General features: G+C 70.8%; 18 protein-coding genes. 8 read left to right on the forward strand and 10 right to left on the reverse strand.

The window, feature by feature from the left end; genetic code table 11:
• Positions 1 to 74: 74 nt before the first annotated feature.
• Positions 75 to 842 carry a hypothetical protein gene (locus ABD369_RS23455; RefSeq protein WP_344638478.1) on the reverse strand — a complete coding sequence of 256 codons (768 nt, stop codon included), beginning with the start codon at positions 840 to 842 and terminating at the stop codon, positions 75 to 77.
• A 324-nt stretch (positions 843 to 1,166) separates the two neighbouring features.
• Positions 1,167 to 1,430: a 30S ribosomal protein S20 gene (rpsT, locus tag ABD369_RS23460; protein ID WP_344638479.1), complete on the reverse strand. Its 264-nt coding sequence runs from the start codon at positions 1,428 to 1,430 to the stop codon at positions 1,167 to 1,169.
• Positions 1,431 to 2,119: 689 nt separating this feature from the next.
• Between rpsT and lepA the strand changes: the two genes are divergently transcribed.
• Positions 2,120 to 3,988 (forward strand): translation elongation factor 4, encoded by a 1,869-nt coding sequence (lepA, locus tag ABD369_RS23465; protein ID WP_344638480.1) that lies wholly within the window; start codon positions 2,120 to 2,122, stop codon positions 3,986 to 3,988.
• 108 nt (positions 3,989 to 4,096) lie between these two features.
• Here the strand turns inward: lepA and ABD369_RS23470 are convergent, their stop codons facing one another.
• From ABD369_RS23470 to ABD369_RS23480, 3 genes are all read right to left on the reverse strand, one after another.
• A complete protein-coding gene (locus tag ABD369_RS23470; RefSeq protein ID WP_344638481.1) occupies positions 4,097 to 4,258 on the reverse strand; it encodes a hypothetical protein in 162 nt (53 codons plus the stop codon).
• Between the two features lie 54 nt (positions 4,259 to 4,312).
• Positions 4,313 to 5,212, reverse strand: a complete 900-nt coding sequence (sigJ, locus tag ABD369_RS23475) for an RNA polymerase sigma factor SigJ (protein WP_344638482.1) — start codon at positions 5,210 to 5,212, stop codon at positions 4,313 to 4,315.
• A gap of 178 nt (positions 5,213 to 5,390) precedes the next feature.
• Complete coding sequence (locus ABD369_RS23480; RefSeq protein WP_344638483.1) at positions 5,391 to 5,912, reverse strand: MarR family winged helix-turn-helix transcriptional regulator; 522 nt, start codon at positions 5,910 to 5,912, stop codon at positions 5,391 to 5,393.
• Between the two features lie 72 nt (positions 5,913 to 5,984).
• Here ABD369_RS23480 and ABD369_RS23485 point away from each other — a divergent pair, with 72 nt between their 5' ends.
• Complete coding sequence (locus ABD369_RS23485; RefSeq protein ID WP_344638484.1) at positions 5,985 to 6,995, forward strand: DMT family transporter; 1,011 nt, start codon at positions 5,985 to 5,987, stop codon at positions 6,993 to 6,995.
• Here the strand turns inward: ABD369_RS23485 and ABD369_RS23490 are convergent.
• On the reverse strand, positions 6,971 to 8,869 hold the full coding sequence (locus tag ABD369_RS23490) for an ABC transporter ATP-binding protein (RefSeq protein WP_344638520.1): 1,899 nt from the start codon (positions 8,867 to 8,869) through the stop codon (positions 6,971 to 6,973). The genes ABD369_RS23485 and ABD369_RS23490 overlap by 25 nt on opposite strands.
• 89 nt (positions 8,870 to 8,958) lie before the next feature.
• Positions 8,959 to 10,692, reverse strand: a complete 1,734-nt coding sequence (locus tag ABD369_RS23495) for an ABC transporter ATP-binding protein (RefSeq protein ID WP_344638485.1) — start codon at positions 10,690 to 10,692, stop codon at positions 8,959 to 8,961.
• A gap of 304 nt (positions 10,693 to 10,996) precedes the next feature.
• Between ABD369_RS23495 and ABD369_RS23500 the strand changes: the two genes are divergently transcribed.
• On the forward strand, positions 10,997 to 12,895 hold the full coding sequence (locus tag ABD369_RS23500) for an AMP-dependent synthetase/ligase (protein ID WP_344638486.1): 1,899 nt from the start codon (positions 10,997 to 10,999) through the stop codon (positions 12,893 to 12,895).
• A gap of 51 nt (positions 12,896 to 12,946) precedes the next feature.
• On the forward strand, positions 12,947 to 14,176 hold the full coding sequence (gene hemW / locus ABD369_RS23505) for a radical SAM family heme chaperone HemW (protein ID WP_344638487.1): 1,230 nt from the start codon (positions 12,947 to 12,949) through the stop codon (positions 14,174 to 14,176).
• Positions 14,177 to 14,209: 33 nt separating this feature from the next.
• Here hemW and ABD369_RS23510 read toward each other — a convergent pair whose 3' ends face one another.
• The gene (locus ABD369_RS23510) at positions 14,210 to 15,055 is read right to left on the reverse strand and encodes a DUF3097 domain-containing protein (RefSeq protein WP_344638488.1); all 846 of its coding nucleotides are present in this window, start codon (positions 15,053 to 15,055) and stop codon (positions 14,210 to 14,212) included.
• A gap of 141 nt (positions 15,056 to 15,196) precedes the next feature.
• Here ABD369_RS23510 and ABD369_RS23515 point away from each other — a divergent pair, with 141 nt between their 5' ends.
• On the forward strand, positions 15,197 to 16,507 hold the full coding sequence (locus tag ABD369_RS23515; protein ID WP_344638489.1) for a C2 family cysteine protease: 1,311 nt from the start codon (positions 15,197 to 15,199) through the stop codon (positions 16,505 to 16,507).
• A gap of 4 nt (positions 16,508 to 16,511) precedes the next feature.
• Here the strand turns inward: ABD369_RS23515 and pspAB are convergent, their stop codons facing one another.
• Both pspAB and htpX read right to left on the reverse strand, forming a co-directional pair.
• Positions 16,512 to 17,090 (reverse strand): PspA-associated protein PspAB, encoded by a 579-nt coding sequence (gene pspAB / locus ABD369_RS23520; protein WP_344638490.1) that lies wholly within the window; start codon positions 17,088 to 17,090, stop codon positions 16,512 to 16,514.
• A 26-nt stretch (positions 17,091 to 17,116) separates the two neighbouring features.
• Positions 17,117 to 18,040, reverse strand: a complete 924-nt coding sequence (htpX, locus tag ABD369_RS23525) for a zinc metalloprotease HtpX (protein WP_344638491.1) — start codon at positions 18,038 to 18,040, stop codon at positions 17,117 to 17,119.
• Positions 18,041 to 18,328: 288 nt separating this feature from the next.
• On the opposite strand from htpX, the gene hrcA reads away from it, so the two are divergent.
• The 3 genes from hrcA to ABD369_RS23540 all read left to right on the forward strand — a co-directional run bounded on the left by hrcA (position 18,329) and on the right by ABD369_RS23540 (position 21,439).
• A complete protein-coding gene (gene hrcA / locus ABD369_RS23530) occupies positions 18,329 to 19,342 on the forward strand; it encodes a heat-inducible transcriptional repressor HrcA (protein WP_344638521.1) in 1,014 nt (337 codons plus the stop codon).
• 71 nt (positions 19,343 to 19,413) lie between these two features.
• Positions 19,414 to 20,556, forward strand: a complete 1,143-nt coding sequence (dnaJ, locus tag ABD369_RS23535) for a molecular chaperone DnaJ (RefSeq protein ID WP_344638492.1) — start codon at positions 19,414 to 19,416, stop codon at positions 20,554 to 20,556.
• 133 nt (positions 20,557 to 20,689) lie between these two features.
• Positions 20,690 to 21,439: a 16S rRNA (uracil(1498)-N(3))-methyltransferase gene (locus ABD369_RS23540; protein ID WP_344638493.1), complete on the forward strand. Its 750-nt coding sequence runs from the start codon at positions 20,690 to 20,692 to the stop codon at positions 21,437 to 21,439.
• Positions 21,440 to 21,515 lie beyond the last annotated feature (76 nt).

Below are 21,515 nucleotides of genomic sequence, written 5' to 3' on the forward strand. Positions count from 1 at the left end.
GGCAGCAGGCAGCCGGTTCCCCGCCCGGCCGGCAGCAGGCAGCCGGTTCCTGAGTCGGCAGCCCGGCGATGCCGTCAGACTCCGAAGGCTCCGCCGATGGCCGTGAGCACGTCCCGGCTGTCCATCACCAGCGCCTGCCGGAGGGTCTCCGGGTCCGGCGGGCTGCTCTTGCCCACCTGGTACGACCCCGACCAGCTCAGGTAGTACGTCAGGGCGCCGTCCCGCACGTACAGCACCTGGGTGAGGTAGTGCCAGGAGTGGTCCGCGCTGCTGGGATCGTCCAGGTAGCCGACGTACGCCTCCTGGCCGAGGCCGTGGACCGGGGTGATCCGGTACCGGCGCTGCCTCAGGCTGGCTCGCTGGGCCGCGAACTCCGGGCGTGGGTCGACCGCCTTGTGCAGCTGCGCTTCCAGGTAGAGCGAGGAGTACTCGCTGTCGCCGTCGGCTCTCTTCCGGTACTGGCTGCAGTACATGTCGTCGAGCGTCGAGTGCCGGGTCGAGTAGTGGTACGGGACGCCGGACTGGGCGGGGTAGAGCTGGGTGAAGCGACTCAGCCGTGCGGCGCCGCAGAGGTCGTTCACCACCCGGTAGCCACCCGGGCTCAGCGGACCGCCGATGGTGACCAGGGTCGGAACGGTGATCACCGCCGCCGCCCACACCGCCGAGGCGGCCAGTGCGCCCGCCACGCCCCACCACAGCCCCCGGCGTGAGCTCCGCCCGACGGGCGCCGGCAGGGCCGCGGCCGACGGCGGGAAGTGCGGTGGCGAGGGCGGTCCGTAGGCGGCCGCCGGTCCGGGGTAGCCGTAGCCGTACCCGGGCCCGGCGTCGGTCGGCGATGACATCTGATGCGCCCCCCAGAGGGTGTGCTGCGTGGTCAGTCCACCGAACGATATCGGTAGTCGACTGATTGCGCAGAGTCACCAAACTGGGCCTCGGGACGCCGAAAGGCGCCGCGGCCGCCCCGGGAAGGGGCTGGGCGTGACGCCTTTCGGTTCTGTTGTGTACCGCACCCGCGTGGCGAACGCAGGCCGCGTGCGGTACGGAGTCATGCGCCTCGGTGCACCGGGTAGAGGGCCGGTCGCGAGTCGAGGAGGATGGTCGGACGGGAGGCGGGTAGAGGGCCGCGGAGTCCATGCCGACCGGTCCGGGCGAGGCCCGGGGGTGAATCAGGCGGCGGTGTTGACGCGCTTGGTGATCGCCGACTTCTTGTTGGCGGCCTGGTTCTTGTGGATGATGCCCTTGCTGGCGGCCTTGTCGAGAGCCTTGGAGGCGGCGCGAGCCAGCTCGACGGCCTTCTCGGTCTCGCCGGCGGCGGCGGCCTCGCGGGCCTTGCGCAGGGCGGTCTTCAGCGAGGACTTGACGGCCTTGTTGCGCAGGCGCGCCTTCTCGTTGGTCTTGTTGCGCTTGATCTGGGACTTGATGTTCGCCACGAAGGAGCCTCAGTCTGTGATGTCGGTCTACGGGTGCACACCCGGTGCTCCTCGACCCGCTGAGAGGGCATGCCGAGGCCAGGTGCAGCGCCCCACGCTACCAGGGGCCCCTGCAACGGCCCAAACCGGCCACTTCGTCCGTGTGACGATCCGCGGACGGGAACGGTGAGCAGCGGCTTCCCGTACCGCTCGTCGTACTGCTGGACCTCGGCGGCCCCGGGGGACGATTCGGGGTGGCTTCGGGGCGGCGGTGCCCGCCACCCCGGGTACTCCGGTGGGTTCCGGAGCCGTCCGTGCGGTCGGCCGGCGTCCGCCGGGCGACCCGGAGGAGACGGCGCGAGCCCCCCGTCCAGGCGGCGTCTTGCCCGGGCACCGTCGCAGCTGAGGCGAGAAGTGGCCCCGCTGGGTTGCAATCAGTGGTCTGGCCTGGGTAAACGCCACGACGAGCGCCTGTCCGTAGTCGGGCGGGACATCGAGTGGGGTGCGTTCCACGGGCCTGGCCGCCGGGCTTTTCCCGGGGCCGGTGGGAGGGGAAGGCGATTGGGCAAGAGCTGAACCGCGCACAGGTCCGCCGTCGTGGGAAGATGGATGGAACCATTTCGATCGGACGAGACCGTCCGGTCCCCGGGAAGCCGGTCAGCGATGACCCGGACGCCCCGGCCCCCGGACCAACGGAGAATCGGACCAAGGTGCCCGCGACCCCCAGCAATGTGCCAGAGCCCAGCCGCACCGACCCGGCGGTGATCCGCAACTTCTGCATCATCGCCCACATCGACCACGGCAAGTCCACGCTCGCCGACCGGATGCTGCAGATCACCGGTGTGGTGGACCCGCGCCAGATGCGTGCCCAGTACCTCGACCGGATGGACATCGAGCGCGAGCGCGGCATCACCATCAAGTCGCAGGCGGTGCGCCTGCCGTGGGCACCGCGGACCGGCGAGAACGCGGGCACCACGCACATCCTGAACATGATCGACACCCCGGGCCACGTGGACTTCACGTACGAGGTGTCCCGCTCCCTGGCGGCTTGCGAGGGCACCATCCTGGTGGTCGACGCGGCCCAGGGCATCGAGGCGCAGACCCTCGCCAACCTGTACTTGGCGCTGGAGAACGACCTCACGATCATCCCGGTGCTGAACAAGATCGACCTGCCGGCCGCCCAGCCCGAGAAGTACGCGGCGGAGATCGCGCACATCATCGGCTGCGACCCGTCGGACGTGCTCAAGGTCTCCGCGAAGACCGGTCTGGGCGTCGAGGACCTGCTCGACCACATCGTCGACAACATCCCGGCCCCGGTCGGCGTCGCGGACGCCCCGGCCCGCGCGATGATCTTCGACTCGGTCTACGACTCCTACCGCGGCGTGGTCACCTACGTCCGTGTGGTGGACGGCCAGCTGACCAAGCGCGAGCGGATCGCGATGATGTCGACCGGCGCCACCCACGAGCTGCTGGAGATCGGCGTCATCTCGCCCGAGCCGAAGGTCGCCGACGGCCTCGGAGTCGGCGAGGTGGGCTACATCATCACCGGTGTGAAGGACGTCCGGCAGTCCAAGGTCGGTGACACGATCACCTCGATGCACAAGGGCGCCACGGAGCCGCTGGGCGGCTACAAGGACCCGCGTCCGATGGTGTTCTCCGGTCTCTACCCGCTGGACGGCTCCGACTACCCGCTGCTGCGCGACGCACTGGACAAGCTGCGCCTGAACGACGCCGCGCTGGTCTACGAGCCGGAGACCTCGGTCGCGCTCGGCTTCGGCTACCGCTGCGGCTTCCTCGGCCTGCTGCACCTGGAGATCATCCGGGAGCGCCTGGAGCGCGAGTTCAACCTCGACCTGATCTCCACCGCGCCCAACGTGATCTACCGGGTGGTCATGGAGGACGGCAGCGAGCACACCGTCACCAATCCGAGCGAGTTCCCCACCGGCAAGATCGCCGAGGTCTTCGAGCCGGTCGTGCGCGGCACCATCCTGGCGCCGAACGAGTTCGTCGGCGCGATCATGGAGCTCTGCCAGTCCCGCCGCGGTTCCCTCCAGGGCATGGACTACCTCTCCGAGGACCGGGTCGAGTTGCGCTACACCCTGCCGCTCGCCGAGATCGTGTTCGACTTCTTCGACCAGCTGAAGTCCAAGACCCGTGGTTACGCCTCGCTCGACTACGAGCCCGTCGGCGAGCAGAGCGCCAACCTGGTCAAGGTCGACATCCTGCTGCACGGTGACGCGGTGGACGCCTTCTCCGCGATCGTGCACAAGGACAAGGCGTACAGCTACGGCGTGATGATGGCCGGGAAGCTGCAGAAGCTGATCCCCCGCCAGCAGTTCGAGGTGCCGATCCAGGCCGCCATCGGCTCGCGGGTCATCGCCCGTGAGACGGTCCGCGCGATCCGCAAGGACGTCCTCGCCAAGTGCTACGGCGGTGACATCTCCCGTAAGCGGAAGCTGCTGGAGAAGCAGAAGGAAGGCAAGAAGCGGATGAAGATGGTGGGCCGGGTGGAGGTCCCGCAGGAGGCCTTCATCGCCGCGCTGTCGACGGACGCGGACGCCCCGAAGGAGAAGAAGTAGCACCGACGTTGAAGGGGCCCGGGGAACCGGGCCCCTTCGGCGTTCTACGCAGGTCCGGCACCACGTACCCGACGATGTACGCCTTGGTCAGCTGACCGAGTGCGCCGGTCAGGACGGTCCGGCGGATCGAGTCGTCGGCCGGACGAACTGGACCAGGCCGTTCCGGCGGCCCAGGCTCAGGCACTGCAGGACGAAGCCGAACCGGAACGGCTCGGCCGTTCGCCCGCTCAGCAGCCGACCCAGGTACTTGCCCATCGGCAGCGCGGTCACGCAGCCCCCCGAAGCCTTCCGGTCCCGGTGTCGGCGGGCCGTGGCTGGCGGGCCTCAGTCGGCGGGCTGCAGCCGGGTCAGCTTCTCCGGGTTGACCACGACGTACGCCTCGGTGATCCGGCCGCCGGCCACGGTGAAGGTGACCACACCGCCGACCGTGCCGGGAGAGGAGTACAAGACCAGGCCCAGCTCGCCGTTGACCTGGGCGAAGGTGAAGGACACCTCGGGGGTGAACCACTTGGCGACCACCCCGGCGACCAGTCGGGAGACCCGGTCGGCGCCGACGATCGGCTGGACGCCCGCCCGGACGACGCCGCCGCCGTCGGAGTGCCAGACCACGTCGGGGTCGAGGACCGCGAGCAGCGCCTGGATGTCGCCGCCGGCGGTCGCGGCGGCGAAGGCGTGTACCGCCTGCCGGTGTTCGGCGGCGTCGACCCGGCCGCGGCCCGCGCGGCCCTGGCCGGCCTTGATCCGGCGGCGGGCCCGGGAGGCCAACTGGCGGGTGGCGTCGGGTGTGCGGTCCAGGGAGGCCGCGATCTCGTCGAAGCCGATCGCGAACACGTCGTGCAGGACGAAGGCGGCGCGTTCGGCGGGAGTGAGCTGCTCCATCACGGCGAGCAGGGCGAAGGAGACCTCCTCGCCGAGCTCGGCGAGCCGGTCGGGGGTGCGGTCGTCGGTGATCACGGGCTCGGGCAGCCACTCACCGTAGTACGCCTCGCGGCGTGCCCGGGCCGAGCCCAACTGGTCGTAGCAGAGTCGGGTGACGACGGTGGTCAGGTACGCGCGCGGGTCGGCGACCCGGGGCCGGTCCACCGCCTGCCAGCGCAACCAGGCCTCCTGGAGGATGTCCTCGGCGTCCGTGATCGAGCCGAGCAACCGGTAGGCGACCGAGCCCAGATAGCGGCGGTTGGCCTCGAACGCGTCCGGAACGGCCGCTGAGCCTTCGTCACTCACCCGGACACCGTAGCGTGCCGCGGGCGCCTTCCACCGGTTGGGTCGTCGGGTACGGGGCTCCCCGGAACAGCCGTGCGGCGCCGGGGGCTTGGCGAGCCCGCCCGGCAACCCGCAGACGCGGGTGCGGGGTTGCGTGCACGGGTCCGGAGCGAGCCACCGGGCCTGGCACCCGGGTGCTTCAGGGGCCGGCGGTGGTCATGAGGTTGCGGAGCAGGTCGTTGAGGGCGGCAGTCTGGGCGGGGGAGAGGCTGCGGAGAGCCTCCTGCTGGACGGCGAGGCCGGCGGCGACGGCACGGTCGACCACGTCGATACCGGTGTCGGTGAGGGTGACCCGCAGGGCGCGCCGGTCGTTCGGGTCGGGCGAGCGGGTGATCAGACCGGCCCGCTCCAGCTTGTCGAGCCGGCCGGTCATGCCGCCGCTGGTGAGCATCAGGGTGGCGCTGAGCTCGCGCGGCGGGAGCGTGTACGGCGCGCCGGAGCGGCGCAGTGTGGCGACCACGTCGAACTCGCCGAGGCCGATGCCGAAGGGCGCGTAGGCGGCCTCCATCCGGTCGCTCATCGCGCGGGAGATCCGGTAGATCCGGCCGAACGCGGCCATCGCAGTGGTCTCCAGGTCCGGCCGGACCTGGGCCCACTGGGCGGTGATGGCGTCCACGGCGTCCGGGGCCGTGCGACTCCCGGTGGTCTCTGGGCGGTTCATGGGATCAAGTCTGGCACGGTCGCTTGAGGAAAAGAAGCTTGACGTTAATTAGCTTAGTGCTAAGTTACTTCCATGCTTCCTGATACGACCCGGGCGATCGCACTCACGGCCCTCGCCCCGCTCTCCTGGGGCTCCACCTACTTCGTCACCTCCCAGTACCTCCCCGCCGACCGGCCGTTCCTGGCGGCCACCCTGCGGGCGCTGCCGGCCGGACTGGTGCTGCTGGCCGCGGGGCGGAGACTGCCGCGCGGCGACTGGTGGTGGCGGGCGGCGGTGCTGGGGGCGCTCAACATCGGGGTGTTCTTCGCGCTGCTCTTCATCGCGGCCTACCGCCTGCCGGGCGGGGTCGCAGCGGTGCTCGGTTCGGTGCAGCCGCTGGTGGCGGCCGGGCTCGCGGTGCTGCTGCTGGGTGATCGGCCAGGGCGTCGGGCGGTGCTGGCCGGGGTGGCCGGGGTGTTCGGCGTCGCGCTGGTGGTGCTGCGTTCGAACGCCAGGCTGGACACCATCGGCATCCTGGCCGGTCTCGGCGGTGCCGCCTGCATGGCGGCCGGGACGGTGCTGACCAAGCGCTGGGGACGTCCCGAAGGGGTGGGCCCGTTGGTGCTGACCGGCTGGCAGCTGACCGCCGGCGGGCTGATGCTGCTCCCGGTCGCCCTGCTGGCCGAAGGCGCGCCGCCGGCGCTGACCGGTACCAACCTGCTCGGCTACGGCTACCTCGCCGTGCTCAACACCGCCCTCGCCTACTGGCTCTGGTTCCGCGGCATCGGCCGGCTGCCCGCCACCTCGGTGGCGTTCCTCGGGCTGCTGAGCCCGCTCTCCGCCGCGGCGATCGGCTGGATCGCCCTCGGTCAGGCGCTGACGGCGATCCAACTGCTCGGGATGGCCATCGCGTTCGGCAGCACCCTGCTCGGTCAGCGCCGAGGCCCGAAACGGCGCACGGAGCAGGGCCTGGGCCGGAGCACGGAGCAGGGCGCGGAGCTGGGCCCGAGGGGCGCTCGGGAGCGCAGTGAGGGGGAGCCGCAGCTCCCCCTCACCTCACCGGACGCCACGCGGGGCCGTCAGTCCACCTCGGCGACCGCCTGAGCGAACTGGGCCTGGTAGAGCCGTGCGTAGGCTCCCTCGGCAGCGATCAGCTCGGTGTGGGAGCCCTGCTCCACGATCGAACCGTTCTCCATGACCAGGATCACGTCGGCGTCCCGGATGGTGGAGAGGCGGTGGGCGATCACGAAGCTGGTCCGCCCGCTGCGCAGCCGGGCCATGGCCCGCTGGATCAGCACCTCGGTCCGGGTGTCCACCGAGCTGGTGGCCTCGTCCAGCACCAGGATGCTGGGCTGGGCGAGGAAGGCCCGGGCGATGGTGATCAGCTGCTTCTCACCGGCGCTGACACCGGTGCCCTCGTCGTCGATGACGGTGTCGTAGCCATCGGGCAGGGTGCGCACGAAGCGGTCCACGTGGGCCGCCTTGGCGGCCTCGATCACCTGCTCGCGGGTGGCGCCGGTGGAGCCGTACGCGATGTTCTCCGCGATGGTGCCGCCGAACAGCCAGGTGTCCTGGAGCACCATGCCGATGCCCGAGCGCAGTTCCTCGCGGGACATCGCGGCGATGTCCACCCCGTCCAGGGTGATCCGGCCGCCGCTGACCTCGTAGAACCGCATCAGCAGGTTGACCATGGTGGTCTTGCCGGCGCCGGTCGGTCCGACGATGGCCACCGTGTGGCCGGGTTCGACCTTGAGCGAGAGGCCCTCGATCAGCGGCTTCTCCGGGTCGTACCGGAACGAGACGTCCTCGAAGGAGACCCGGCCGCGCAACTCGGCGGGACGCTCCGGCATGGCGGGCTCGGGGGTCTGCTCGGGGGCGTCCAGCAACTCGAAGACCCGCTCCGCCGAGGCGACCCCGGACTGCACCAGGTTGGCCATCGAGGCGACCTGGGTGAGCGGCTGGCTGAACTGCCGGGAGTACTGGATGAAGGCCTGCACGTCGCCGATGGTCAGCGCGCCGCTGGCCACCCGCAGACCGCCGACCACCGCGACCGCCACGTAGTTGAGGTTGCCGATCAGCATCATCGAGGGCTGGATGATGCCGGAGATGAACTGGGCCTTGAAGCTGGAGGCGTAGAGCGCTTCGTTCTCCTGCTGGAAGATCTCGGCGGCCTCCTTCTGGCGGCCGAAGACCTTGACCAGCGTGTGGCCGGTGTACATCTCCTCGATGTGCGCGTTCAGCGTGCCGGTGGTCCTCCACTGGGCGATGAACTGCGGCTGCGCCTTCTTGCCGACCTTCGCGGCGACTATGACCGAGAGCGGCACCGAGACCAGTGCGACCAGGGCGAGCAGCGGCGAGATCCAGAACATCATCGCCAGTACGCCGACGATGCTGAGCAGCGAGTTCACCACCTGGCCCATGGTCTGCTGCATGGACTGGCCGATGTTGTCGATGTCGTTGGTGACCCGGCTGAGCACCTCGCCGCGCGGTTGCTTGTCGAAGTAGCTCAGCGGCAGCCGGGCGATCTTCGCCTCGACGGACTCGCGCAGCCGGAAGACCGTGTTGTTGATGGCGCGGGCGGCGAGTCTGCCCTGGACGACGCCGAAGCACGCGGAGGCCAGGTAGATCGCCAGCACCCAGAGCAGCACGGTGCCGATGGCGTTGAAGTCCATGCCCTGACCGGGGGTGAAGTCCACCCCGGCGAGCATGTCGGCGATGCCGCCCTTGCCCTGGTGGCGCAGGCCCTCGATCACCTGGTCGCGGGTCAGGTCGGCTCGGAGTCCGCGGCCGACCACCCCGGCGAAGATCAGATCGGTGGCGTGGCCGAGCACCTTCGGCCCGACCACGGCGCAGCCGACGCTGAGCACGCCGAGGGTGAGGACGGCGCCCACGGTGGTCCGCTCGGGGCGCAGCAGGTTGAGCACCCGCTTGCTGGAGCCCTTGAAGTCCAACGACTTCTCCTGGCCCTGGCCGCCCATGAACCGGCCGGGTCCGGCCGGTCCACGCCGGGCGGCCGCATCCTGGGAGCTGGAGTTGCGGCCGTCCTGCCGGGATGTGGTCGGGCTGGTCACGCCGCCTCCTGCTCGGTGAGCTGGGAGAGCACGATCTCCCGGTACGTCGGGTTGTCGGCCATCAGTTCCTGGTGGGTGCCGCTGCCGACCACGGCGCCCTCGTCGAGCACGATGATGCGGTCGGCGTCCCGGATGGTGCTGACCCGCTGCGCGACGATCACCACGGCCGCGCCCGCGGTCTCCTTGGAGAGCGCCCTGCGCAGCTTGGCGTCGGTCGCGTAGTCGAGGGCGGAGAAGGAGTCGTCGAAGAGGTAGATCCGCGGGCGGCGGACCAGGGCGCGGGCGATGGCCAGCCGCTGGCGCTGGCCGCCGGAGACGTTGCCGCCGCCCTGGGCGATCGGGGCGTCCAGGCCCTCCGGCAGCTTCTCGACGAAGTCCTTGGCCTGCGCGATCTCCAGCGCCTGCCAGAGCTCCTCGTCGGTGGCGTCGGGGCGGCCGTAGCGGAGGTTGCTGGCGATCGTGCCGGAGAACAGGTACGGCTTCTGCGGGACCAGGCCGACGGTCTCGGCGAGCAGTGTGGGGGAGAGCTCGCGCACGTCGACACCGTCCACCAGCACCCGGCCGTCGGTCGCGTCGAAGAGCCGGGGGATCAGGCCGAGCAGGGTGGACTTGCCGCTGCCGGTGGAGCCGATCACGGCGGTGGTCTCGCCGGGCCGGGCCACGAGGTCGATGCCGCGCAGCACCGAGGCCTCGGCACCGGGGTAGCGGAAGTCGACGCCGCGCAGTTCCAGGTGGCCCTGGCGCGTCAACTCGGTGACCGGGGCGGTGGGCGGCACCACGCTGGTCTCGCTGCCCATGACCTCCTCGATCCGCTCGGCGCAGACCTCGGCGCGGGGCACCATCATGAACATGAAGGTGGCCATCATCACGCTCATCAGGATCTGCATCAGGTAGGAGAGGAAGGCGGTCAGCGCGCCGACCTGCATCGCGCCGCTGTCGATGCGGTGGCCGCCGAACCACATCACCGCGACGCTGGAGACGTTCACGACCAGCATCACGCTGGGGAACATGAAGGACATCAGCCGGCCGGTGCGCAGCGAGACCTCGGTCAGCTCGGTGTTGGCTCCGGCGAACCGATCCTGCTCGTGGCCGTCCTTGACGAAGGCCCGGATGACCCGGATACCGGTGATCTGCTCGCGCAGGATCCGGTTGACCCCGTCGATCCGGGTCTGCATGGTGCGGAACTGCGGGCGCATCCGGCGCACCAGCAGGGAGACCAGGATGCCCAGGGTGGGGACCGCGACCAGCAGCAGGCCGGAGAGCGGCACGTCCTGGTTGAGCGCCATGATGATGCCGCCGAAGCACATGATCGGTGCGGCCACCATGAGCGTGAAGCCCATCAGGACCAGCATCTGGACCTGCTGGACGTCGTTGGTGGTCCGGGTGATCAGTGAGGGGGCGCCGAAGTGGCCCATCTCCCGGGCGGAGAAGCTCTGCACCCGGTCGAAGACGGCGGCCCTGATGTCCCGCCCCACCGCCATCGCGGTGCGCGCCCCGAAGTACACGGCGCCGATCGAGCAGACTGCCTGGGCCAGGGTGATGGCTATCATCACACCGCCGGTCCGCAGGATGTAACCGGTGTCGCCCTTCACCACCCCGCTGTCGATGATGTCGGCGTTGAGCGTCGGCAGGTAGAGCGCGGCGATGGTTGCGATGAGCTGGAGCAGGATCAGCAGTGAGATCGGTTTGGAATAGCGGCCCAGATGGGCACGCAGGAGTTTGATCAGCACCTGGACACTCTCGTGGTCGGATTCGGGGTTCGCACCCTATTTTCAGCTCTTCCACAGATGGTTGCGGCAGTTTGACCGCTCGGGGTCGGGCGGATTTCGTGTGTGTGCCCTCGGCACCGGTCCGGTGCGGCTGCACCGCAGGTCCGTCGACGTGCCGGCCTGCAGAACCCTCTTACGCAACGGCGCGGTTGGCCCTAGGCTGCATATGGCCCTCTTGTTACCGGCAAGTTAATAAGGCGGGCCGGTCGGCCTGCCCCCACAGCCACCGCCCTCACCCCCGACCACCCGCCCCCGGAGGTCATCGTTGACTACCGCGCACACCATGATCGAGCGGCGTCCGCCCTCGGTGGCCCACCTCTTCCTGGACCGGGTCGCCGCCACGCCCGACGCCGAGGCGTACCGGTTCCCGGCGCCCGTGGACGAGCACGCGGCGGACGGTGCTCCCGGCGCCGAGCAGTGGCGCTCGCTGACCTGGGCGCAGACCGCCGAGCGGGTCAAGGCGGTGGCGGCGGGCTTGATGACGATCGGCGTCGAGCCCGAGGACCGGGTCGCTCTCGCCTCCTCCACCAGGGTTGAGTGGATCATCGCCGACCTCGGCAACATGTGCGCGGGCGCCGCGACCACCACGGTCTACCCCAGCACCAACGCCGAGGAGACCGCCTTCATCCTGGCCAACTCCGCCAGCCAGGTGCTGTTCGCCGAGAACGCCGCCCAGCTCGCCAAGGCCGTCGCCCAGCGTGACCAGCTGCCCGAGCTGCGGACCGTGATCCTCTTCGACGGCACCGCCGAGCCCCCCGAGGCCGCGGACCTGGAGGTGCTGACCCTGGCCGAGCTGGAGCAGCGCGGCGCCGAGTACCTCGCCGAGCACCCCGACGCGATCAAAGCGGCGGTCGACGCGCTCGACAAGGAGCAGCTGGCCACCCTGATCTACACCTCCGGCACCACCGGCCGCCCCAAGGGCGTGCGCCTGGTGCACGACTGCTGGGCGTACGAGGGCGTGGCCCAGCAGCAGAGCGGGCTGCTGCGCTCCGACGACGTGCAGTTCATGTGGCTGCCGCTGTCGCACGTCTTCGGCAAGACCCTGATCTCCGGCCAGATCGCCACCGGCCATGTGATGGCCGTGGACGGCCGGGTGGACCGGATCATCCACAACCTGCCGGTGATCCGGCCGACCCTGATGGCCTCCGCGCCGCGCATCTTCGAGAAGGTCTACAACGGCATCGCCGGGAAGGCCAGGGCGGAGGGCGGCGCCAAGTACAAGATCTTCCTGTGGGCGGCCAAGGTCGCCCGTGACTACGCCAGGACCGCTCAGGCCAACCGCATCGCCACGGGCCGGGACAGCGCGCCCTTCGCGCTGACCCTCCAGCACGCCCTCGCCGACAAGCTGGTCTACGCCAAGATCCGGGCCGCCTTCGGCGGGCGGCTGCGCGGCTCGGTCTCCGGCAGCGCGGCGCTGGCCCCCGAGATCGGGTACTTCTTCAAGGGCGCGGGCGTGCCGATCCTGGAGGGCTACGGCCTGAGCGAGACCAGCGCGGGCTCCACCGTCAACCGTGCCGAGGACTACCGGATCGGCACCGTCGGCCTGCCGCTGCCCGGCACCGAGGTCCGGATCGCCGAGGACGGCGAGATCCTGCTGCGCGGCCCCGGCGTCATGCGCGGCTACCACAACCTGCCCGAGCAGACCGAGGAGGTGCTGGAGCCGGACGGTTGGTTCCACACCGGCGACATCGGCGAACTGGTCGAGGACGGCTACCTGCGGATCACCGACCGCAAGAAGGACGTCTTCAAGACCTCCGGCGGCAAGTACGTCGCACCCACCGAGATCGAGGGCAAGTTCAAGGCGCTCTGCCCGTTCGTCAGCAACATCCTGGTGATCGGCAACGGCCGCAACTTCTGCTCCGCGCTGATCGCCCTGGACGAGGGCGTGATCATGCCCTGGGCGAGCGAACGCGGCCTCGGCGGCCGCAGCTACGCCGAGGTGGTCGCCACCCCCGAGGTCAGGGAGCTGGTGGACGGCTACGTCCGCAAGGTCAACGCCGAGCTCCAGCGCTGGCAGACGATCAAGAAGTTCTCGCTGCTCCCGCGCGACCTGGACGTCGAGCACGGCGAACTGACCCCGAGCCTCAAGATCAAGCGCCCGGTGGTCGAGCGGACCTACTCGGACGCGGTCGCCGAGATGTACGCGGGCGCCAACGAGGCGTGACGGCGGGTACGGCCCGAACAGATCACTCGGGCCGTACGGGACAATGGGTGCATGCCCTCCGCACTTCCCGACGGCGAACCGGTGCCGTCCGACGGTTCCCTGCCCGACCACGCCCTGGCCGGGCTGGGCACGCGGCCGTTCGGTTTCTACGTGCACGTGCCGTACTGCGCCACCCGCTGCGGCTACTGCGACTTCAACACCTACACCGCCACCGAGCTGCGCTCCTCGGGAGCGGTCGCCTCGCAGGAGACGTACGCCGACAACCTGATCGCGGAGATCAGGCTCGCCCGGCGGGTGCTGGGCTCCGCCGACCTGCCGGTGCGGACGGTGTTCCTGGGCGGCGGTACGCCGACCCTGCTGCCCGCTCGGGACCTGGTGCGGATGCTGGCGGCGATCCGGGACGAGTTCGGGCTGGCTGCCGACGCCGAGGTGACCACGGAGGCCAATCCGGAGTCGGTGGACCCGGCGTACCTGTGCGAGCTGCGCGAGGGCGGCTACAACCGGATCTCCTTCGGAATGCAGAGCGCCCGTCCGCACGTGCTCTCCCTGCTGGACCGGCACCACACCCCGGGCCGGCCCGAGGCGTGCGTGGCCGAGGCACGGGCCGAGGGCTTCGAGCACGTCAACCTCGACCTGATCTACGGCACCCCGGGTGAGTCCGACGACGACTGGCGGGCCTCGCTGGACGCCGCGATCGGCGCCGGGCCCGACCACATCTCCGCGTACTCACTGATCGTCGAGGAGGGCACCAAGCTGGCCGCCCGGATCAAGCGCGGCGAACTGCCCATGGTGGACGACGACGTGCACGCCGACCGCTACCTGATCGCCGAGGAGGCGCTCAGCGCCGCCGGGTACTCCTGGTACGAGGTCTCCAACTGGGTCACCACCGAGGCCGGGCGGTGCCGCCACAACGAGCTCTACTGGACCGGCGCCGACTGGTGGGGCGCGGGCCCCGGCGCGCACAGCCACGTCGGCGGCGTCCGCTGGTGGAACCGCAAGCACCCCGCCGCGTACGCCCAGGCGCTCGCGGAACGGCGAACCCCCGCGCAGGGGCGGGAGGTACTGCCGGAGGAGGACCGGCGGGTCGAGCGGATCCTGCTGGAACTGCGGCTGCGGGAGGGGTGCCCGCTCTCGCTGCTCGCCGCCGACGGGCGCCGGGCGGCCGAACGCGCGCTGGCGGACGGCCTGCTGGATTCGGCCGCGTTCGAGGACGGGCGGGCCGTGCTCACCCTCCAGGGGCGGCTGCTGGCCGACGCGGTGGTGCGCGACCTGGTGGACTGAGTCCCGGCGGACATGCCGGGACGCCCCCGGGCCCTACGGCTGACCGGTCGTCACGAAGTCGATCAATTCTTCGACCCTGCCCAACAGCTCGGGCTCCAGGTCCTTGTAGCTGCGGACCGAGGCGAGGATGCGCTTCCAGGCGGCCGGGGCGTCGACCGGCCAGCCGAGGCGGCGGCAGACGCCCTCCTTCCAAACCTCGCCGCGCGGGACGGCGGGCCAGGCCGGGATGCCGACGCTCCCCGGCTTCACGGCCTGCCAGATGTCGATGTAGGGGTGGCCGACGACCAGCACGGACTCATCGGTGACCCGGGCGGCGATCCGGTGCTCCTTGGTACCGGGCAGCAGGTGGTCGACCAGGACGCCGAGCCGCCGTCCCGGGCCGGGCGCGAACTCGGCGACGATCGCGGGGAGATCGTCGATCCCCTCCAGGTACTCCACGACCACGCCCTCGATCCGCAGGTCGTCGCCCCAGACCCGTTCGACCAGCTCCGCGTCGTGCCGTCCCTCCACGTAGATGCGTGACTCCTGGGCCACCCGGGCCCGCGCGCCGGGCACCGCGATCGAACCGGAGGCGGTACGGCCCGGCCCCGCCGCGTTGTGCTGTCGGGCGGGAGCCGTCCCGGCCGGGCGGACCAGCGTCACCACCTTCCCCTCCAGCAGGAAGCCACGGGGCGTCAGCGGGAAGACCCGGTGCTTGCCGAAGCGGTCCTCCAGGGTGACGGTCAGACCCTCGGCGGTCTTCTCGCACCGCACGACGGCCCCGCAGAACCCCGTACTCACCTCCTCCACCACCAGGTCACGTTCGGCGGCCACCTCCGGCACGGGCTGAGGCCGCTTCCACGGCGGGGTCAGGTCGGGTCCGTACTGCCTGCTGCGCATGCGGCTGACTATATGAAACCTGGTGCTGACTCAGCAGGCGCGCGTGTGACCGGGGGTACCGGCGGCCGTGTCGGGAAAGCCTCGTATCCTCTTAGCCGCTCATCGGCTGGGCAGCGGCGGAAAACCGACCGGGGAGGGTGCGTGGCCTACCATCGCAACAACTGGCAGCAGGCGGCCAACAACGTGGCTGATTTCATCCCGTTCGGCCACGGGGTCATGGCGGTGGTGAACATCGCCAAGGGGATCGCCGACGAGGTCGGCATCGAACGGCTGGACTACCGACCCGACGGCCACCCCGTGGTGGAGCGCCCCTGGCAGCCGCCGGGCCCGCCGCCGGACCCGACCCGGGTCGAGGCGGTCGGCCGCCGGGCCTGGGACGCGCTCTTCGCCGACACCGACCGCTACCCGGCCCGCTCGCTGCTGGACCAGGTCGGCAACCTGCTGGTGCCGCTCCCGCCCAGTGAACTCGACCTGGTCATCCGGCGGTTCGGCCCGCAGGGGCTGCTGCGCTGGGACGAGCTGATGCACGTCACCGACGCGGGCGGGGAGGAGGCGTACGACTTCTACCGGCAGCAGGAGGTCTTCAACTGGCTGCTGCGCACGGTCAGTCCGTACGCGACCATGTTGATCGGGGACTCCATGCCCTGCACCCAGCCGACGTACCAGGTGCTGCCGGAGGACGAGAGGCGGGGCGGGACGCCGGGCTGGGTGCTGCCCGCCGGGCCCTTCGCCCAGATCGACGGGGCGTACTTCACCGAGAGCTGGCAGCGCGTTTCGGCCTCCACCGAGCCGATGAGCTGGCAGGACATGGACCAGGGCAGGTTCGGCACCTGCTGGATGCTCACCGCCATGCAGGCCGTGCTGCAGGCCAATCCGACCTACGCCCCGCGCCATCTGCGCCAGGAGGCCAACGGCTCGGTCACCTTCACGCTCTACGAGAACGGCCGGCCGTACGACGTGACGGTGGTCGCCGACCTGCCGATGGTCGGCAACATGCTGTACGGGGCCAAGGGTCACAGCGACGACCCGCGCTACGCCGAGACCTGGCCCGGCTACTACGAGAAGGCCGTCGCCCAGTGGTACCGGGGGTACGAGGAGATCGCCAACGGCGGTTACGCCGCGCGGGCACTGGCGTTCCTGACCGCCCAGCCGGTGCAGGAGATCGACATCAGCTCGCCCTGGCTGATCCATGAGATGGCCGACCGCAAGTCGCGGGGCCAGGCGGTCACCGTCGGCACCAAGGGGCACGGGAGTGACCGGGAGACCCTGATGGGCGGCCGGCTCGCCACCAGCCACGCCTACTTCGTCAAGGACGTGGACGTCCCCGGCGGCCGGATCTGCCTCGGCAACCCCTGGGGTGACGGGGCCTCCCGCCAGATGTGGGAGGCCTGGCTCAGCTACCAGGACATCCAGTACTACCTCGCCCACGCGGAGGCCGCGTTCACCTGGTAGCCGCTCAGAGACCGGGTGCGCCCCAGACCGGGAACCAGCGGGAGAGGTCGGGCTCGATCCGCAGGTCGTCGGCGAGCAGCGCCTTCACCTGGATCTCCAGCGGGTTGTCGCGCTTCTCGCCGGGGAGCGGGGCGAAGGGGTAGAAGGTGCCGCGCTTGTAGAGGTAGACCAGGCCCAACGGCCGGCCCGCGTCGTCCTGGAAGGCCACGATCGAGCAGAGCAACTGGGGGCCGAAGCCGTTCGCCTCCAGCTCGCTGTTGACCGCGTGCAGGTCGTTGACCAGCTCGGGCAGCTGCCCGGGGGAGTGCCGGGCGAGCAGCCAGGAGTAGCCGTAGGAGTCCCGGCTGGCCTCGACCGGAGTGCCGCCGCGCTCGGTGTCGGCGTCCAGCAGCGCCCGGACCTGGCGCTGCACCTCGCCGAACACACCGCCCTCCACGGCGGCGAAGCAGACCGAGCCGAGGCCGGTCGGCCGGAAGGAGGCCGCGGCCTCCAGGGTGAGGGCCGCCGAGGGCACGGCGAACAGTTGGTCGAGATCGGGCTTGACCGGCTTGGTGCGGCCGAAGAGGGCGTCCAGGAATCCCACGGTGGTCCCCTTGTGCGAGGTGGCGGTCAGTGGCCGAGCTGGGCGGAGATCCTGGCGAGTTGGGCGAGCCGCTGCTCCAGCGTCGGGTGGGTGGACATCAGCTGGCTCGCGGTCTCCCGGGCGCTGAGCGCGGGCGCGAAGTAGAAGGCGTTGTAGGGCTGCGCCTGGCGCAGGTCCTTGCTGGGGATGGCCGCGATCTGGCCGGTCACCTTGGTGAGTGCCGAGGCCAGCGCGCTCGGCCGGCCGGTGAGCTGGGCGGCGGCCCGGTCGGCGGCCAGCTCGCGGTAGCGCGAGAGCAGCCGGGTGAGCAGGAAGCTGATCGCGTACACCAGCATGCTGACCAGCGGGATGACCAGCATGGCGATGGCCGCGTTGCTGTCGTTGTTGTTCCGGTTGCCGCCGCCGAGGAAGCCGCCGTACAGCGCGATCCGGGTCATCATCCCGGCCAGCACGCCGAGGAAACCGGCGATCGTCATCACCGCGACGTCCCGGTGCGCGACGTGCGAGAGCTCGTGGGCGAGAACGCCCTCCAGCTCCTCCGGCTCCAGTCGGCGCAGCAGGCCGGTGGTCACGCAGACCACCGCGTTCTGCGGGTTGCGGCCGGTGGCGAAGGCGTTGGGCATGTCGTTGTCGGCGACCGCCACCCTGGGTTTGGGCATGTCGGCCATGGCGCAGAGCCGGTCGATGGTGCCGTGCAGCTGCGGGTACTGCTCGGGGCTCACCGGCCGGGCACCCATCGCCCGCTCGGTGATCTTGTCGCTGAACCAGAACTGGGCCACGAAGAGTCCGCCGGAGATCAGCACGATCAGCGGCCACGCCCCGCGCAGCAGGACGATCAGTACGCCCGTGAAGCCCACGTACAGCAGGCCGATGAGGAACATGGTGATGACCATCCGCCCGGTCAGACCACGATCGGGTGCGAAGCGGGAGTGCTGGGATGAAGCCGACATCTCTGCTCCTTCGTTACATCGCTCGCCTTCGATGCTGCCACTCCGGGCGCCCCGGGGCACCGACTTCGTACCCCGGATCCGACAAGGATCACCGGGGCGGCCCGTTCCTGCCGTCGGACCCGGGCCGTACACTGGCAAGTACGGTTCTGGCACTCTGCCTTCCAGAGTGCCAAGAGGCCGGTCGGCCAAGGGATTCAACGGACGAAGACGGAGGTGCGTGCCGTGTACAGCGAGCGCAGTGCTGACGAGCGCAAGCCGGACGCGCGCCGGCTGGAGTCCCGTCGTCCGCTGGACGAGCGCAAGCTGGCGGTACTGCGCGCGATCGTCCAGGACTACGTGGGCACCGAGGAGCCGGTCGGCTCCAAGGCCCTGGTCGAGCGGCACAGTCTCGGGGTCTCACCGGCCACCGTGCGCAACGACATGGCGGCGCTGGAGGAGGACGGTTACATCCACCAGCCGCACACCAGTGCCGGGCGGATCCCGACCGACAAGGGCTACCGCCTGTTCGTCGACAGGCTGGCCGAGGTCAAGCCGATGAGTGCGCCGGAGCGTCGGGCGATCCGCCACTTCCTGGACGGCGCGGTCGACCTGGACGACGTGGTGGCCCGCACGGTCCGCCTGCTGGCGCAGCTGACCAGGCAGGTCGCGGTGGTCCAGTACCCCTCGCTCAGCCGGTCCACGGTGCGGCACATCGAGCTGGTGGCGCTGGCTCCGGCGAAGGTGATGCTGGTGCTGATCACCAACACCGGCCGGGTCGAGCAGCGGCTGGTGGACTGCCCCGGCGCGGTCGGCGAGAACGTGCTGGCCGATCTGCGGTCCAGACTCAACGCCGGCGCGGTCGGCCGCCCGCTGCCCGAGGTGCCCGGCGCGCTGGAGGAACTCCCGGCGGCCTTCGAGCCGTCGGACCGGCCGACGGTCAGTGTGGTGCTCGCCACGTTGTTCGAGACGCTGGCCGAGCAGAACGAGGAGCGGATCATGCTGGCCGGTACGGCCAATCTGACCCGCTTCGGACATGACTTCCCGCTCACCATCCAGCCGGTGCTGGAGGCACTGGAAGAACAGGTGGTCCTGCTCCGCCTGTTGGGTGAGACGGCGGACGCCGGGATGACGGTCCGGATCGGTCACGAGAACGAGTACGAGGGGCTCAATTCCACCTCGATCGTCTCGGTCGGTTACGGTTCCGGCGACCAGAGTGTGGCAAAACTCGGGGTGATCGGTCCGACCCGGATGGACTATCCGGGCACAATGGGGGCGGTGCGAGCGGTGGCCCGGTACGTGGGTCAGATCCTGGCCGAGTCGTAGCACAGGCCGCTGGTTGAACCGGCGGCGACCAGTCGCAAGCACTTCTACAGGCGGAACAAGCGGAGCATTTGGTGGCCACGGACTACTACGCGGTACTCGGCGTCCGACGGGATGCGGGGCAGGACGAGATCAAGAAGGCGTTCCGGCGCCTGGCACGCGAACTGCACCCGGACGTCAACCCGGACCCGAAGACGCAGGAGCGGTTCAAGGAGATCAACGCCGCTTACGAGGTGCTCTCCGACCCGCAGAAGCGGCAGGTGTACGACCTCGGCGGAGACCCGCTGTCGCCCAACGGCGGCGGTGGCGCGGGCGGCTTCGGCGCCGGCGCGGCGGGCTTCGGCTTCTCCGACATCATGGACGCCTTCTTCGGCGCCGCCTCCGGCCAGCGCGGCCCGCGCTCGCGGACCCGGCGCGGTCAGGACGCGATGATCCGTCTGGAGATCACCCTGGAGGAGGCCGCCTTCGGCACCACCAAGGAACTCCAGGTCGACACCGCCGTGACCTGCACCACCTGTTCCGGCGAGGGTGCCGCACCCGGCACCTCCGCGCAGACCTGCGACATGTGCCGCGGCAAGGGCGAGGTCTCCCAGGTCACCCGGTCCTTCCTGGGTCAGGTCATGACCTCCCGTCCCTGCCCGCAGTGCCAGGGCTTCGGCACCGTCGTGCCGACCCCGTGCCCCGAGTGCGCCGGCGACGGCCGGGTGCGCGCCCGCCGTACCCTCACCGTCAAGATCCCGGCAGGTGTGGACAACGGCACCCGGATCCAGCTGGCCGGCGAGGGCGAGGTCGGCCCCGGCGGCGGCCCGGCCGGCGACCTCTACGTCGAGATCGCCGAGACCAGCCACGCGGTCTTCCAGCGGCGCGGCGACGACCTGCACTGCACCGTCACCATCCCGATGACGGCCGCGGCGCTCGGCACCCAGGTGCCGCTGCAGACCCTGGACGGCCTGGAGGAGGTGGACATCCGCCCCGGCACCCAGTCCGGCCAGTCGATCCCGCTGCACGGCCGCGGTGTGACGCATCTGCGCGGCGGCGGCCGAGGCGACCTGATAGTGCACGTCGAGGTGCAGACGCCCGGCAAGCTCGACGCCGAGCAGGAGGAGCTGCTGCGGCGGCTCGCGGCGCTGCGCGGCGAGGAGCGTCCGTCCGGGCAGTTCGCGCCGGGCCAGCAGGGGCTGTTCTCGCGGCTGAAGGACGCCTTCAACGGACGCTGAGGCTCCGGGCCCTGGTCCGGTGAAGCCTTTCGAGCCGCTTTTGAGCCGCTGAGCTTCCGGGCGCCCGGTGACTCCCCGAGGGTCGCCGGGCGTCGCTGTGTCGCTACTCGATGAGATTGTTTGGGGAAATGCCATGACCGCGCCCGTGTTCGTCGTCGAGACCGACCGGCTGGCCACGGCCGCGCCCGGAGCGGTGATCTGGGTGGACGGGCCCGAGGGGCGGCACGCCGTCGCCGTGAAGCGACTGGAGGCCGGGGAGGCGGTGACCCTCGCGGACGGGCTCGGGCTCGGCGTGGACGGCACGGTCGCCGCGGTACACGGCAAGGACGTGCTGGAGGTCACCGTCGAGGCGGTGCGGCGGGAGGCCGAGCCGGCGCCCAGGATCGTGGTCGTGCAGGCGCTGCCCAAGGGCGACCGGGGTGAACTCGCCGTCGAGACCATGACCGAGGTCGGCGTGGACGTGGTCGTCCCGTGGGCCGCCGCCCGCTGCATCACCCAGTGGAAGGGCGACCGGGGGGCCAAGGCCCTCGCCAAGTGGCGGGCCACCGCGCGGGAGGCCGGGAAGCAGTCGCGGCGGCTGCGGTTCCCCGAGGTGCGCGAGCTGGTGACGACGCGTCAACTCGCGCCGTTGCTCGCCCAGGCGGCCTTCGCGGCGGTGCTGCACGAGGAGGGTGCCGAGCCGCTGGCCAGCACGGAACTTCCGGCGAGCGGGGACATCGTGCTGGTCGTCGGGCCCGAGGGCGGGGTGTCGCCGGACGAGCTGGCCGCCTTCGCGCAGGCGGGGGCGAAGCCGTACCGGCTGGGCCCCTCGGTGCTGCGGACGTCCACCGCGGGCGTGGCGGCGGGGGCGCTCCTGCTCGGGCGTACCGGCCGCTGGGGCTGAGGCTCGGCCAGGGGCGTCGCGTGGACCGGCGGACGGCCGCCGCCGGTCGGGACTCGGGGTGGCCCGGTTGGGCGTT

It is taken from the genome of Kitasatospora cystarginea (genome assembly GCF_039533515.1).
GTDB lineage: Bacteria > Actinomycetota > Actinomycetes > Streptomycetales > Streptomycetaceae > Kitasatospora > Kitasatospora cystarginea.

Bases quoted from the DNA above. Each gene is read 5' to 3' on its own strand.
- ABD369_RS23510 (WP_344638488.1), bottom strand. From the start codon at position 15,055: ATGCGCAGCAGGCAGTACGGACCCGACCTGACCCCGCCGTGGAAGCGG.
- ABD369_RS23485 (WP_344638484.1), top strand. From the start codon at position 5,985: ATGCTTCCTGATACGACCCGGGCGATCGCACTCACGGCCCTCGCCCCG.
- ABD369_RS23490 (WP_344638520.1), bottom strand. From the start codon at position 8,869: ATGGGCGGCCAGGGCCAGGAGAAGTCGTTGGACTTCAAGGGCTCCAGC.
- htpX (WP_344638491.1), bottom strand. From the start codon at position 18,040: ATGTCGGCTTCATCCCAGCACTCCCGCTTCGCACCCGATCGTGGTCTG.
- ABD369_RS23455 (WP_344638478.1), bottom strand. From the start codon at position 842: ATGTCATCGCCGACCGACGCCGGGCCCGGGTACGGCTACGGCTACCCC.
- ABD369_RS23540 (WP_344638493.1), top strand. From the start codon at position 20,690: ATGACCGCGCCCGTGTTCGTCGTCGAGACCGACCGGCTGGCCACGGCC.
- ABD369_RS23480 (WP_344638483.1), bottom strand. From the start codon at position 5,912: ATGAACCGCCCAGAGACCACCGGGAGTCGCACGGCCCCGGACGCCGTG.
- hemW (WP_344638487.1), top strand. From the start codon at position 12,947: ATGCCCTCCGCACTTCCCGACGGCGAACCGGTGCCGTCCGACGGTTCC.